The following is a 12,387-nucleotide window of genomic DNA, read 5'->3' as shown; positions in this document are numbered from 1 at the left end:
GAAATGAAACGGATTTTCAGCGGAATGAGACCGACGGGCAAACTGCACCTTGGACATATGGCGGGGGCGCTGACCAACTGGCTGAAATTGCAGCGCGACCCGAACGTGGAGTGCTTCTTCGGGATCGTCGACTGGCACGCCATGACGTCCAACTACGCGGACATGACGAGCCTGAAGGTCAACTGCGAGGAAGTCCTGCTCGACTGGCTGGCTGTGGGGCTTGACCCTGAAAAGTCGCCGATTTTTCTCCAGTCGCACGTGCACCAGCACGTGGAGCTGGCGTTGGCGCTGGGCATGCTGACGCCGCTGGGTTGGCTGGAACGCTGCCCGACCTACAAGGAACAAATTCTCAACCTGTCGAATAAAGACTTAGGCACGTATGGCTTTTTAGGATATCCGGTGCTGATGGCCGCTGACATTCTCATCTACAAGGCGACCGACGTGCCGGTCGGCGAGGACCAGACGGCTCATCTGGAGCTGGCGCGGGCGATCGCGAACCGGTTTAACAACTTTTACCGGCCCGTGTTCCCGGAGCCGCAGATCATGCTGACGGCGACGCCGAAGGTTCCGGGCACGGACGGGCGGAAGATGAGCAAGTCGTACGGCAACAGCCTGATGATCTCCGATCGGGCCGACGCGCTGTGGGAGAAAATTCGCACCATGGTCACCGACCCGGCGCGAATCCGCAAGACCGACCCGGGCGATCCGAACAAGTGCCCGGTCTGGGACCTGCACAAGGTCTTCAATGGCGACGAGGCGAGCAAATGCCAGGTGGCGGCTGACTGCCGGGCTGGCGCGATCGGCTGCATTCAGTGCAAGCGCGTTCTGTCGGATCGGCTGAACGAGATGATGACGCCGATTTGGGATCGGCGCGACCGCTTCTCCAGCCAGCCGGGGCTGATGGAAGATATTCTGGCTGACGGCGCCGCGCGGGCCAGCGCCGTGGCTGAGTGCACGATGGCCGAAGCCCGCGAGGCGATCGGCTTCATTCACCCGTACCGGAAGTGACCTTTCGGCTGGAAATCGAAGGCTTTTCCGGCCCGCTCGACCTGCTGTGCCATATGGTTGAAAGTCAGGAAATCCGGGCCGCCGACGTGAAGGTTTCACAGGTGGTCTCGCTGTACGGCGCCTGGCTTGCCGAGTGCGGAAAGGTGGACTTGGACGAGCTGGCCAGTTTCATCGCCGGCGCGGCCCGCTTGGTGCTCCAGAAGACGAAAGAACTGCTTCCTCGACCGGAAGAGCCGGCAAGCGACGAGCCGGACGACGACGGGGAGATGAACTTGGAGGAGTTTCTCCAAGGGTACAGGCCGTACCGCAAGGCCGCCGGCCTGCTGGCAGAGCTGTACGAAAAGGCGGCCGGCCGCGCGTTTAAAGACGCTTCGCCGCTTCCCGCGTCGTTCGACTTGGGCGACCTGATGGGGCTTTCCCTCACTTGGCTTTCCCTCTACGAGCGGCGTCGGGCGGCGGCCGAGGCCGCTTGGGAACCCGAGCACTGGGAAGACGAAATCGGCGGCGTCCCGCTGGCTATCCCCGACGAACAGCAGGTTCAGCAGAGAATGGACGGCGTCATGGAGCGGCTTGCTGTCGTCGGGCCCACGTCCCTGCGGGCCCTGCTGTCGGACGATCCGGGGCGGGGGCCGCTGGTGGTGACCTTATTGGCTCTTTTGGAACTGTCCCGGCGGAACATGATCACTCTGGCGCAGGAGGTGACGTTCGGTGACGTACAAATCTCCCTCCGCGCCGCCTGAGCCGGAAACGCTGAGGCGGGTTGAAGCGGTCCTTTTCGTCGCCGGCGACAAAGGCTGTACCGTCTCCGAGCTGGCCGCCGCGGCTGACCGGCCGCCGTCGGCCGTCAAGGCGGCCCTTGAGACGCTGGCCGACACGCAGGGCCGAGGCGTCGAAGTGGTTGAGCTGGCAGGCCGGTGGTACATGGCCGCGCCGCCCGATCTGGGCGACGTGATCGATCGCTACAGGACCGGCGACGCGTCCAGCCAGATTCGGCTGTCCAAGGCGGCCCTTGAGACGCTGGCCGTCGTGGCGTACGGTCAGCCGGTGACCCGCGGCGACGTGGAGGAAATTCGGGGCGTTCGAAGCGATCGGGCGCTTGAAACCCTGCTAGGTCATGGGCTCGTGCGGATTGCCGGACGGCGCAAGGCCCCGGGTTCACCGCTCTTGTATCGGACGTCTGACCAATTTTTAAAGGTCTTCGGCCTGTCCGCCGTGTCCGACCTGCCCACCGTGGCAGAAATTGAAGCGATCAAGCGGGGAATAACCGCCAGCGGCGAGGAGGAGCAGGAGCATGACGGTTCGGCTGAATAAATATCTCGCTTCCTGCGGCGTCGGCTCCCGGCGCAAGGTGGAACAGCTCATCACCGCCGGCCGGGTGACGGTGAACGGGTATTTGGTCTCCGACCTAGGCCATCAGGTAGAGGACGGGGACGCCGTGGCGGTGGACGACGTGGAAGTTCACGTTGAGGCCAAGACGTACATTGTCATCAGAAAACCTCGCGGCTACATCTGCGCCGTCACAAACCCCGATTACCCGGTGGTGCTTGACCTGCTTCCCCGAAGCTACGACCGGTTGCGGCTCTTTCCTGTCGGCCGGCTGGACCTGCAGAGCGAGGGAATCCTCATTCTCACCAACGACGGGGACTTCGCCAACGACCTGATTCACCCGTCAAACGGCGTGACGAAGACCTACGAGGTACGAATGAACCGGGTTCTGACCGCCGCCGACTTGGAAAACCTCCGGGGTGGGACGGTTTTTGAGGGGCGCCGTCTCGTTCCTCTGTCGGTGGACCTTTTGCCCGACCGCCGACCGGAAGGCCAGTGGGCGACGTTTGTCCTTGGCGAAGGGGTGAAGCGGGAAATCCGCCTGATGGCCGAAGGCTGCGGCATGACCGTTGAGGTGCTGTTCCGCCGGGCGATAGGCCGCATGGAGCTGCGAACCCTCAAAAGCGGGGAATTTGTTGAGGTAACGCTCAAAGATCTTTGGAAAATGATACGCCAGGGCGGCCGGGTCTAAGGTCTCTTGGTCAAGGAGCGAAAAGAGATGAAGCGAATCGGCGTGATTGCCATCGACGGTCCGGCGGGAGCCGGCAAAAGCACAGTGGCCCGAGAGCTGGCCCGACGGCTTGGCATTCGGTACTTGGACACCGGGGCCATCTACCGGGCTGTCGCCCTGTGGCTGGACGGCCGGGGCGTTCCGCCCTGCGAGTCGCCGGCCCTGCGCAAGGCCCTGAACGACGTGACGGTCCGTCTTGAAAACGGGCGCGTTGAGGTGAACGACGCGGACGTGACGGACAAAATCCGCACGCCTCGGGTTTCCGATCTGGCGTCGTCGTACTCGGCTCTACCGTCGGTCCGCGAGAGGCTCTTGGCCCTTCAGCGCGAACAGGCTCTGGCCGGCCCGTTAGTCGCCGACGGCCGGGACATGGGAACGGTCGTGTTCCCGCTGGCGCCGCTGAAGATATTCCTCACCGCTTCCTGCGACGAGAGGGCCAACCGCCGATGGAAAGAGCTCAAGGAGCGGGGAGACGCCCCTTCTCTTGAGGAGATGAAAGCCTCATTGGCCCGTCGGGACGACCAGGACGAGCACCGGGAGCTTTCGCCCCTGCGCCCGGCCCCTGAAGCGTGGGAGCTTGACAGCTCGAATATGACCGTCGAGCAGGTCGTCGAAGCCGTGCTGCGGCGGCTTTTAGGAGACGAATATGCCGGGTAGCTTCGGCCGAAGGGTGCTTTATCGAGTCGTTCGGCGGCTTTGCTGGACGTACCTGAAACTTCACAACCGCTTTCGGGTGGTCGGAAAGGAAAACCTTCCCTCCAACTATCCGGTCATCGTCGCGGCCAACCACACGAGCAATCTCGACCCGGTCGTGGTGGCTCTGGCGTTTCCCCGGCGATTGAGGCCGCTGGCTAAAGAAGAGCTGTTTCAGATTCACCCGGCCTTCACGTGGCTTCTCGATAAGCTTGGCGCCCTGCCGCTGAGCCGACAGACCGACGCCGCGTCCAGCAAGGCGCTGCGGCACTTCATGGGCCTGCTGGACGAGGGCGAGGAACTGATGATCTTCCCCGAAGGCGCCCGGTCGCTGGACGGCCGGCTGATGGAGATCGAAGGCGGCGCGGCGCTCGTGTCGGTCAGCCGGGGCGTGCCGATCGTCCCGCTTTACGTGGCCGGCACGTTCGAGGCCATGCCGGTGGGCGCCGAGACGATCGGACGCCACCCGATCACAGTGTACGTAGGCCATATGATCTGGCCCGGCGGCAAGGGACGAGAGGAGCGTGAGCGGGTACGGCTCGCCCTGCAGAAGGAACTCGAGCGGCTTCAGGAACTGGCTATTGGTTAGCCGACCTGCCGCCGGACTTTAAAGACTCCCCTCAGAGGCGACGCGCCCTCGTCTTTGGCCTCGAACTTCCGGGAAGCGACCAGCTGACGCTAGAGTTGGAAGAACTTCGATTGCTGCTCGCAAACCTCGGCGTCGAGGCGGTTCAGACGGTCGTGCAGAAGCGGCTTCAGCCCGACCCGGCCACCTGCTTGGGGTCAGGTCGCGCCGCAGAGCTGAGAGGCGCCATCGCCGGCTTGGAGGCTGACCTAGCGGTGAGCAACGAGCCGCTGTCGCCCCGGCAGATGCACGAGCTGCGGGCGCTGTGGGGTTGCGACGTGTGGGACAGACCGCTGGTCATCACCAAAATATTTCAGGGCCGGGCTTCCAGCGCGGAAGCCAAGCTGCAGATCGACCTCGCTCGGTGTCGGTATGAGCTGCCGCACCTGCGGGGGCTCGGAGAGCAGATGTCCCGGACCGGCGGCGGCATCGGAACCCGCGGGCCGGGAGAAACTGAGTTCGAGCGGCACCGGCGCAAGCTGGAACGTCGGGAGCGGGACCTGTCCCGCCAGCTCGGGCGCGTTCAGGCCGCCAGAGGCGGACAGCGCAAGCGGCGGGCGCGAAGCGGCATGACGACCGTCGCGTTCGTCGGCTACACCAACTGCGGGAAAACGACCCTCGTCGCTTCTCTCAGCGGCGACCGTGCCCTTCATGGCGAGGACAAGCTGTTCGCCACGCTGGACACAGCGATACGCCGGGTCAGGCTGCCGTCGGGCCGGTTGATCCTAGCCGGCGACACGGTCGGATTCATTCGCCGTCTGCCGCCCGAGCTCGTCGCGTCGTTCCGCGCCACGCTGGAAGAGGTGGCCGAGGCAGGAGTTCTGGCCGTCGTCATGGACGTCTGCGACCCGCATCCGGAAGACACGTTCGGCGTCATCTGCAAGATATTGGCTGATCTCGGCGCGTCAGATCGAATTGGCGTGCTCGTGCTGAATAAAATTGACCGAGTGCCTGAGGGGGACGCGGCGAAAGCGGTTCTTGCCCTGTCGAAACACGGCTTCCCGGTCTGTTGTACCAGCGCTTTAACCGGCAGGGGACTGGACGAGCTTCTGACCGCCCTTGATGGACTGACGGAACGAAGGGGAGAGTGACAGCATGGCTTCGAGCATGACAGGATTCAGCAGGCGAAGCGGGGAACGCGGCTGGGGAAGGCTGTCGGTAGAGCTTTCCAGCGTGAACTCCAGATATTTGGAAGTGCAGTACAAGAGCAACCGCAACCTTGCAAGCCTAGAACCCTACGTGACGAACTACGTTCGGAGCCGGTTTGCCCGGGGCAAGATCGTGGTTCGCGCCGAGCTTCACACCGCGTCGGAGACGGTAGAAGAGCGGCTCGACGTCAACGCCGTCAGAAACTGCTACCAGAAACTGGCGTCTCTGGCGGACGAGCTGGGAATTCAGCCGCCGTCGCTGGGTGACGTCCTCCGCCTGCCGGTCACTGCCGACCTGCAGACTTCCGACGACGAGCCGGACCTGCAGTCGCTGGTCGAAGAGACGTTGGCCCTCGCCTGCGACGACATGGCGGCCATGAGGCTGACCGAAGGCCGGGCGCTGGTCAGCGACATCAGTGCCAACTTGGAAGAGTGGGCCGGCCTGGTCGAACAGCTGAGCAGCCGGTGGAACGAGATCTCCGGTCAGGCGTTCGATGGCTACCGGCAGAAAATCAAAGAGACGCTGGAGCGCTGGGACGCGCCAGTTGACGAGAATCGGCTGGTCCAAGAGCTGGTTATACTGGCTGACAAGTGGGACATCTCGGAGGAGCTGAGCCGGTCGAGAAGCCACATCGACCAGTTCAGAAACCTGCTGAAGGGGGAAGGGCCGATCGGCCGGAAGATGGACTTTCTCCTTCAGGAGATGAACCGGGAAATCAACACGGTCGGTTCCAAGGCCGCCAGCACCGAACTGCGCTGGCTGGTCGTGGACGGAAAAACCCTGCTCGAACGAATCCGCGAGCAGGTGCAGAACGTCGAATGACCGGCGAGCCGCAGCCCAAGACGGCTGGGACGCTGTACGTTCTGTCGGGTCCCAGCGGCGTCGGCAAGGGGACTATTCGGGCCAAACTCTTCAGCCAGCTCACGAGCCGCTACTCATATTCCATCTCCTGCACCACCCGGACGCCCCGTCCGGGCGAGCGGGACGGGGTAGACTACCGGTTCATCTCCGAGGCGGACTTCCTTCGTCGAGTCGAAAACGGCGAGTTTCTCGAGTGGGCGAACGTGCACGGACACAGGTACGGAACCCTTCGGAGCGACGTGGAGGACCTGCTGAGCCAAGGGGTGGACGTCTTTTTGGAAATCGACGTCCAAGGCGCCTGTCAGGTAAAAAAGGTCATGCCGGAGGCGGTGACGATCTTCATCGCGCCGCCCACGCTGGAGGACCTGGAACGCCGCCTGAGAGGCCGGGGCACCGAAACGGAAGAGGCTATCCGCCGGCGGCTGGCCGCCGCGTCGGACGAGCTGGCAATGGAAGACAGTTACGATCTCGTCGTGGTCAACGACACGGTTGAGCAGGCGGCCAATAAGTTGCGCGAGTTCATCACGTCGCGTCGTGGGAAAGGAGCAGAGATCAAATGATCTTTTACAACATGGACAAAATCGCCGAAAATGCGGGGATACAGAACAAGTACATGCTCACGCTGGTCATCGCCCAGAGGGCGCGCCAGCTGAGCGAAATGCGGGTCGCTCCCGCGGAGGGCGAGGAGGAAGACGAAAAGTACATTTCTCAGGCCCTTCAGGAGATGGAAAGCGGGCGGTTGTCCGTCTCGTTCAACACGGTCAACCCCCAGCCGCTGCCCGGCGAAACAAATGGTCCCTCTTCAATGGCAGAGTAACCGGCGAATAGTCCTCGCCGTCACAGGCGGCATCGCCGCCTACAAGACGCCGGGGCTCGTTCGCCTGTTGGCGTCGTACGGCTGTCAGGTCCGAGTCGTCATGACCCAAGCCGCCGAGTCGTTTGTCAGCCCCATGGTGCTGGAGACCCTGTCGGGAAATCGGGTCTGGCGTCAGTCGGATTTTCTGTCGGTTTCGGGCGGCTCCCAAATTCCCCACATCCAGCTGGCCCAGTGGGCCGAAGCCGTGATCGTAGCGCCCTGCACGGCTCACCACTTGGCCGCCGCCGCCGTTGGGCTGGGCGACTCGCTGGTGGCCGCGACGCTGTTAGCCACAAAAGCGCCGGTTCTGTTCTTTCCGGCGATGAACAGCCAGATGCTGGCTCACCCGGCCACAGAGGAAAACATTCGGACGTTGGCCCGCCGCGGCGCGTTCGTCGCCGGAGCTGAAAACGGCCCCCTCGCCTGCGGCGAAGAGGGGCCGGGCCGAATGCCCGAGCCGGAAGAAATCGTCCGGCAGCTGTGGCGCGTCCTCTCCCCAGCATCTGACTTGGCAGGCCGGCGAGTGCTCATCACGGCTGGACCGACCCGCGAGTACTTGGACCCGGTGCGTTTCATCTCCAACCCCAGCACGGGCAAAATGGGCGCGGCGCTTGCTTGGACCGCCGTGCTCCGCGGCGCGTCGGTTGAGGTCGTCGCAGGGCCGACGTCGGTTCAGTTCCCCAAGGAGGCGAGCGTGACGCGGGTCGTCTCGGCGCTTGAAATGTTCCAAGCCGTCAAGGACCGAGCGGCGAGCGCCGACTTTATCGTGGCCTCCGCGGCGGTGAGTGATTACCGCCCCGAGTCGTCGAGCCCCAGAAAAATTAAGCGCGAGTCGGTGGAACGGGTGGAGCGGGCGTTCGTCCAGAACCCGGACATCATCGCTTGGGCCGGGGCAAACAAGCGTCCCGGCCAGATTCTGGTCGGATTTGCCGCCGAAACGGACGACGTGCTGGTCCACGCCCAAGGCAAATTGGAGCGCAAAAAGCTGGACTTCATCGCCGCCAACGACCTGACGTCAGCGGGCAGCGGATTCGGGGCCGACACCAACACGGTGACCCTGCTGGACCGCTCGGGCGGCCGAATCGAGCTGAAAGGCTCCAAAGAAGCCGTCGCTTGGGAGATGTGGAACGTCCTGAGCCCGACATTGGCATGACACTGGTTCGCGTGTGGCTGGCCGGCCCTTGGTGGCACAGCCTGACGTACGAGAGCGACGGCCCGGTTCCCTCGGGCTGTCGGGTCGCCGTCCCGGTTGGCCGAAGCGTCCGAATCGGCCTCGTCGCCGGACCGGAAGACGGGCCAGCCGACCAGACGGTAAAAAAAATACTTCGGGTCATCGACCCAGCCCCGACGGTGGCTCAGGCGATGATTCCCGTCGTCGAATGGGCGGCTGGCTCGTTTTTCTGCTCACCCGGCGACGTCATTCGCCAGCTCCTGCCCGGTTCGTTCTGGAAGGGCGAGCCGTTTCCCGAATGGACGCAAGAAGGGACTGTTCCGTCCAGCTCGGAGACGTTTTACGATCCCAGCGACGAGGCACGGTTCCAGAAAGTCGTCTCCACCTTGACCGGCTGTTCGGGCGGGGCCATCGTCATGACCCCGGAGCTGGAGACGGCTAAAGAATGGGCCCGCCGCCTGAGCGGCGCCGGACTAAAAAAACGGCTCATTCTCTGGCCCAAAGGGGCCAAGGCGATTGCCGCCGCGTGGAAGAAGTGCCTTGGAAGCGACGATCCGATAGTCATCGGCAGTTCGGCCTGCGTCATGGCTCCACTGCGCCGGCCGGAGCTGTGCGCCATCGAAGGCGAAAGTTTGGCAGCGTACGTGCTCCAAAGCGGCGTCGGCCTGTCGGTCCGAAGCCTCGCCGCCCGGCGGTTTCACGCCGGAGGCAAGGTCCTCCTTTTAGGCCGCATGCCCTCGTCCCGCGTCTTTTGCGCCTGCGCGCCTCGCGAGGCCGAATCGTCGCCGGACGACAAAGCGGGACTTCGTTTTGTCAGCCTGTTTGACGCGGCGCGTCATGAGCTGACGGGGTTTCGGTTTCCCTTTTCCATCGGCGAGTCGGTGCTGAGCGACACGAAAAAAGTCCTTCGAGCCGGAAAAACTGTCCTGTGGCTCCTTGACCGGCGCGGCGAGGCCGGCGAAATACGGTGCTTGGAGTGTGACCAACCGGTAGTCTGCGGCCGGTGCGGCGCCGGGGTAACTCTTTGGGGCGGACGGCTCGTCTGTCCCGTCTGCCGCTGGTCGGCCGAACTGCCCGACGCCTGTCCTCACTGCGGCGGCCGGCTCCTTCAAAGCCGCCGCCCCGGGCTTGAAGCACTCCTGCCGATAGCTCAGGCCTTGGCGGGCTCACAGCCGGTCGTTTTATGGCACCAAAACGACCCGTCTGGAGTGCGGGAGGCTCGGGAAAAGGTAGCTGCCTTGGCCGAGACCGGCGGGCTCGTGTTGGGGTCCCGGCGCGCCCTGTCCCTGCTGTCAAAGCTCGACGTGCCGTTAGTCTGCTGGCTCGACGCCGACGCGGAAGCCCGCCAGCCGGACTACGCCTCCCGCGCCGAAGCGTACTCGATGATTCTCGAGTCAATGACCCGAGGCAGGCCCAAGGGCCGGGACGTGGTCCTTCAGACCCGGTCGCCACAGAAAGGCTGGCAGATCACGCTGAAATCTGGCTGGAAAGCGTTTTGGATCGGCGAACTCAAAGAGCGGCGGGAGCTCGGATTTCCTCCGTACTCGTACTTCGTCACCATCGACCCGGCGGGCCGGAGCGACGAAGTGCGCCAGGCGCTGGACGACGGCGGGTTCTCGTACATGGAATCGGACGAAAAAATAAGCCTCCTCGCGGAGCGTCTGGCGCCTCTGCACCAGTGCCTTGCTCCGCTTTTTTCCATCGGCCAGTCCCGGAAGGGATTCCCGAAAATTAGCCTGCGCCTGGACTGACGGCGCAAAGGAGTTTGTTATGGCAATAGTTTCTATCGTCGGCCGCCCGAACGTGGGCAAGTCATCGCTTTTCAACCGTCTGGTCGGCAGCCGCCGGGCCATCGTGGACGACCAACCGGGCGTCACCCGGGATCGGCTCTTCGGCCGCGTCGAGTGGGGAGACCGCTCGTTTTACCTTGTTGACACCGGCGGCCTACTGCTTCGCGACGACGACCCGATCATGCGGTCCATGAGAGGCCAGATACAGCAGGCCATCGAAGAAAGCGACGCGGTTCTGTTCGTGGTTGACGGCCCGTCAGGCGTCACGTGGATGGATCAGGACGTGGCCGACGTGCTCCGCAAAGCCTCGTCCCGCGTCATCGTGGTCATCAACAAGCTGGACGACTGGAAGCACGACGATCTGGCCATGGAAGCGTACTCGCTGGGCTTTGACAAGGTCATCGGCGTCAGCGCGCTTCACGACCGGGGCATTGACGAGCTGAAAGAGGCCGTCTGCGCGGTCCTCCCAGACCGCCAGCTCCCGCCGGAGGCCGAAGAAGTCATAAAAATCGCCCTCGTCGGGCGGCCCAACTGCGGCAAATCGAGCATACTCAACAGGCTGGCCGGCGAGGACCGCTCTCTGGTGAGCGACGTGGCAGGAACGACCCGGGACGCCATCGACTGGGAGACGGCTCAAAACAGCCGGACGTTCAGAATCGTGGACACCGCCGGGCTGCGGCGCAAAAGCCGTCAGAAAGGGAACGTCGAGTTCTATTCGTCGGTGCGGACCATGCAGGCCGTGGACGAGTGCGACGTGGCCGTCTTCATCATGGACGCGTCCGAGCCGGCGACAGAACAGGATCAGCGCCTTGTGGCCGAAATCCTCGACCGGGGCAAAGGGCTCGTCCTAGTGGTCAACAAGTGGGACCTCATCACCGGCGAGCGGCCGGGCGACGAGATGACAAAAAAGCTGGACGAGGAATTTCGGTTCGCCGCGGACGCGCCGAGGCTCTTCACGTCCGCCCTCTCGGGCAGAGGCCTGCATAAGTTGCTCGACTTGGCTGCCGGCGTGTACGACCGGCGGCGGGCTCGGTTCAGCTCGGCGCTTCTCAACCGGATCGTCAGGGACATGCTCGCGTTTGAGCGGCTTCCCAGCGACGGAAAAGGCCGGCTCCTGCGCATCTTCTACTGCACTCAAAGCTCCGACGTGCCGCCGACGTTCGTGTTCTTCGTCAACGATCCCAAGCTGGTCACGCAGGCGTTTGAGAACCATATGAGGAAAAAGATCCGCGAGCTGGAGGACTTCTCCGGCGTGCCGCTTCGCCTGTTCTGGCGTGGCAGAAAGAAAGAGAACCCAGCGTAAGCGCAAAAAAGAGAGACCTTCCGGCCCGGCTCAACGGGACGGAAGGTCTCTCTTTTATGAGGTTTTTTCCAACAGCGCCAGCCATTGGTCGGTTGTCAGTTCCTCAGCCCGGGCGTTTGGGCTGATGGAGCAGTCCTGAAAGGCTCGAGCCGTCTCCTCTTTGTTTCGTCCCGCGGCTTCAAGCGAGTTCAGGGCCTTTTTGCGCCGCTGGGCGAACGCGTCGCGCAGAAGCCGGCGCCAGAGGGCGTTCAGCGCCAGTTCATGCCGCCGGACGAGCTGGATATGGACCAGAGCCGACCAGACCTTCGGCGGTGGGACGAACGAGCCGGGGGACACCTTCATGAACGTCTCGGCGTTGCCCATCGCCTCAATCGTCACGCCAAGCGGGTACCGGGCTTTTGTCCTCGGCGGGGCGCACAGCCGCTCGGCCGCTTCCTTCTGCACCAGCAGAACGAGCCGCGTCAAGCCGCGCGGGGCGAGCTCTTCGAGAACCTTCCAGATCAGCGGCGTGGTGATGTGATAGGGAATGTTTGCCACGACGGCGGTGGGCAGTGGGTCGAGCTCGGCCAGAGGAAAGCTCATCACGTCGCCCCAGTGCAGGGCAAGCCGTGAGCACTCAAGCGGAGCCAGCCACTGCTCGAGCCGTCGGTCGATTTCGAACGAGTGGACGAACCGAGCTGGCGAGGCCAGAAGCGCGGACGTCAGGACGCCCTGACCGGCGCCTATTTCGAGGACGGTTTCGTCCTCGCGAAGCTCCGCGCGGGCGACGGCCCGGTCGATGACCGCGCCGTTGGCGAGAAAATTTTGACCCAGCTGGGTGCGATGGACGAATCGTTCCATAGGATCACCGCCTAAAAAACGAGCGGCCGCCTTGG

The 12,387-nt window shown here is 63.6% G+C and carries 14 protein-coding genes; 13 read left to right on the top strand and 1 reads right to left on the bottom strand.

Features of this window, described 5'->3' with window-relative positions:
• Positions 1 to 3 precede the first annotated feature (3 nt).
• Genes trpS through der form a run of 13 tightly spaced genes read left to right on the top strand, consistent with a single transcriptional unit; the run spans position 4 to position 11,512 of the window.
• Positions 4 to 1,008 (top strand): tryptophan--tRNA ligase, encoded by a 1,005-nt coding sequence (trpS, locus tag JONANDRAFT_RS04950; protein WP_008521443.1) that lies wholly within the window; start codon positions 4 to 6, stop codon positions 1,006 to 1,008.
• Positions 1,005 to 1,748: a segregation and condensation protein A gene (locus tag JONANDRAFT_RS04945; protein WP_008521442.1), complete on the top strand. Its 744-nt coding sequence runs from the start codon at positions 1,005 to 1,007 to the stop codon at positions 1,746 to 1,748. Before trpS ends, JONANDRAFT_RS04945 begins: the two co-directional genes overlap by 4 nt.
• Complete coding sequence (gene scpB / locus JONANDRAFT_RS04940) at positions 1,717 to 2,319, top strand: SMC-Scp complex subunit ScpB (protein ID WP_008521441.1); 603 nt, start codon at positions 1,717 to 1,719, stop codon at positions 2,317 to 2,319. The genes JONANDRAFT_RS04945 and scpB overlap by 32 nt, the downstream gene beginning before the upstream one ends.
• Positions 2,300 to 3,025 (top strand): pseudouridine synthase, encoded by a 726-nt coding sequence (locus JONANDRAFT_RS04935; RefSeq protein WP_008521440.1) that lies wholly within the window; start codon positions 2,300 to 2,302, stop codon positions 3,023 to 3,025. Before scpB ends, JONANDRAFT_RS04935 begins: the two co-directional genes overlap by 20 nt.
• A 27-nt stretch (positions 3,026 to 3,052) precedes the next feature.
• Entirely contained in the window at positions 3,053 to 3,721 is a 669-nt protein-coding gene (gene cmk / locus JONANDRAFT_RS04930) for a (d)CMP kinase (RefSeq protein WP_008523020.1), read from the top strand.
• Positions 3,711 to 4,346: a lysophospholipid acyltransferase family protein gene (locus JONANDRAFT_RS04925; RefSeq protein WP_008521438.1), complete on the top strand. Its 636-nt coding sequence runs from the start codon at positions 3,711 to 3,713 to the stop codon at positions 4,344 to 4,346. The genes cmk and JONANDRAFT_RS04925 overlap by 11 nt, the downstream gene beginning before the upstream one ends.
• A gap of 5 nt (positions 4,347 to 4,351) precedes the next feature.
• Complete coding sequence (gene hflX, locus JONANDRAFT_RS04920; protein WP_008523019.1) at positions 4,352 to 5,473, top strand: GTPase HflX; 1,122 nt, start codon at positions 4,352 to 4,354, stop codon at positions 5,471 to 5,473.
• Positions 5,474 to 5,477: 4 nt separating this feature from the next.
• The gene (locus tag JONANDRAFT_RS04915; protein WP_008521434.1) at positions 5,478 to 6,353 is read left to right on the top strand and encodes a YicC/YloC family endoribonuclease; all 876 of its coding nucleotides are present in this window, start codon (positions 5,478 to 5,480) and stop codon (positions 6,351 to 6,353) included.
• The gene (gmk, locus tag JONANDRAFT_RS04910; protein WP_008523018.1) at positions 6,350 to 6,952 is read left to right on the top strand and encodes a guanylate kinase; all 603 of its coding nucleotides are present in this window, start codon (positions 6,350 to 6,352) and stop codon (positions 6,950 to 6,952) included. The genes JONANDRAFT_RS04915 and gmk overlap by 4 nt, the downstream gene beginning before the upstream one ends.
• On the top strand, positions 6,949 to 7,209 hold the full coding sequence (rpoZ, locus tag JONANDRAFT_RS04905) for a DNA-directed RNA polymerase subunit omega (protein WP_008521430.1): 261 nt from the start codon (positions 6,949 to 6,951) through the stop codon (positions 7,207 to 7,209). Before gmk ends, rpoZ begins: the two co-directional genes overlap by 4 nt.
• Positions 7,184 to 8,401, top strand: a complete 1,218-nt coding sequence (gene coaBC, locus JONANDRAFT_RS04900; RefSeq protein ID WP_008521429.1) for a bifunctional phosphopantothenoylcysteine decarboxylase/phosphopantothenate--cysteine ligase CoaBC — start codon at positions 7,184 to 7,186, stop codon at positions 8,399 to 8,401. The genes rpoZ and coaBC overlap by 26 nt, the downstream gene beginning before the upstream one ends.
• On the top strand, positions 8,398 to 10,170 hold the full coding sequence (locus tag JONANDRAFT_RS04895; RefSeq protein ID WP_008523017.1) for a primosomal protein N' family DNA-binding protein: 1,773 nt from the start codon (positions 8,398 to 8,400) through the stop codon (positions 10,168 to 10,170). Before coaBC ends, JONANDRAFT_RS04895 begins: the two co-directional genes overlap by 4 nt.
• Before the next feature lie 19 nt (positions 10,171 to 10,189).
• Positions 10,190 to 11,512: a ribosome biogenesis GTPase Der gene (gene der, locus JONANDRAFT_RS04890; RefSeq protein WP_008523016.1), complete on the top strand. Its 1,323-nt coding sequence runs from the start codon at positions 10,190 to 10,192 to the stop codon at positions 11,510 to 11,512.
• 54 nt (positions 11,513 to 11,566) lie between these two features.
• On the opposite strand, the gene rsmA is transcribed toward der, so the two are convergent.
• Entirely contained in the window at positions 11,567 to 12,352 is a 786-nt protein-coding gene (gene rsmA, locus JONANDRAFT_RS04885; RefSeq protein WP_008523015.1) for a 16S rRNA (adenine(1518)-N(6)/adenine(1519)-N(6))-dimethyltransferase RsmA, read from the bottom strand.
• Between the last annotated feature and the right edge of the window lie 35 nt (positions 12,353 to 12,387).

It is taken from the genome of Jonquetella anthropi DSM 22815, from assembly GCF_000237805.1.
GTDB lineage: Bacteria > Synergistota > Synergistia > Synergistales > Dethiosulfovibrionaceae > Jonquetella > Jonquetella anthropi.
The sequence above is the reverse complement of the archived record's forward strand: the minus strand, read 5'-3'. Positions and strand labels throughout refer to the sequence as shown.

Bases quoted from the DNA above. Each gene is read 5' to 3' on its own strand.
- trpS (WP_008521443.1), top strand. From the start codon at position 4: ATGAAACGGATTTTCAGCGGAATGAGACCGACGGGCAAACTGCACCTT.
- JONANDRAFT_RS04935 (WP_008521440.1), top strand. From the start codon at position 2,300: ATGACGGTTCGGCTGAATAAATATCTCGCTTCCTGCGGCGTCGGCTCC.
- cmk (WP_008523020.1), top strand. From the start codon at position 3,053: ATGAAGCGAATCGGCGTGATTGCCATCGACGGTCCGGCGGGAGCCGGC.
- JONANDRAFT_RS04925 (WP_008521438.1), top strand. From the start codon at position 3,711: ATGCCGGGTAGCTTCGGCCGAAGGGTGCTTTATCGAGTCGTTCGGCGG.
- JONANDRAFT_RS04915 (WP_008521434.1), top strand. From the start codon at position 5,478: ATGGCTTCGAGCATGACAGGATTCAGCAGGCGAAGCGGGGAACGCGGC.
- gmk (WP_008523018.1), top strand. From the start codon at position 6,350: ATGACCGGCGAGCCGCAGCCCAAGACGGCTGGGACGCTGTACGTTCTG.
- rpoZ (WP_008521430.1), top strand. From the start codon at position 6,949: ATGATCTTTTACAACATGGACAAAATCGCCGAAAATGCGGGGATACAG.
- coaBC (WP_008521429.1), top strand. From the start codon at position 7,184: ATGGTCCCTCTTCAATGGCAGAGTAACCGGCGAATAGTCCTCGCCGTC.
- JONANDRAFT_RS04895 (WP_008523017.1), top strand. From the start codon at position 8,398: ATGACACTGGTTCGCGTGTGGCTGGCCGGCCCTTGGTGGCACAGCCTG.
- der (WP_008523016.1), top strand. From the start codon at position 10,190: ATGGCAATAGTTTCTATCGTCGGCCGCCCGAACGTGGGCAAGTCATCG.
- rsmA (WP_008523015.1), bottom strand. From the start codon at position 12,352: ATGGAACGATTCGTCCATCGCACCCAGCTGGGTCAAAATTTTCTCGCC.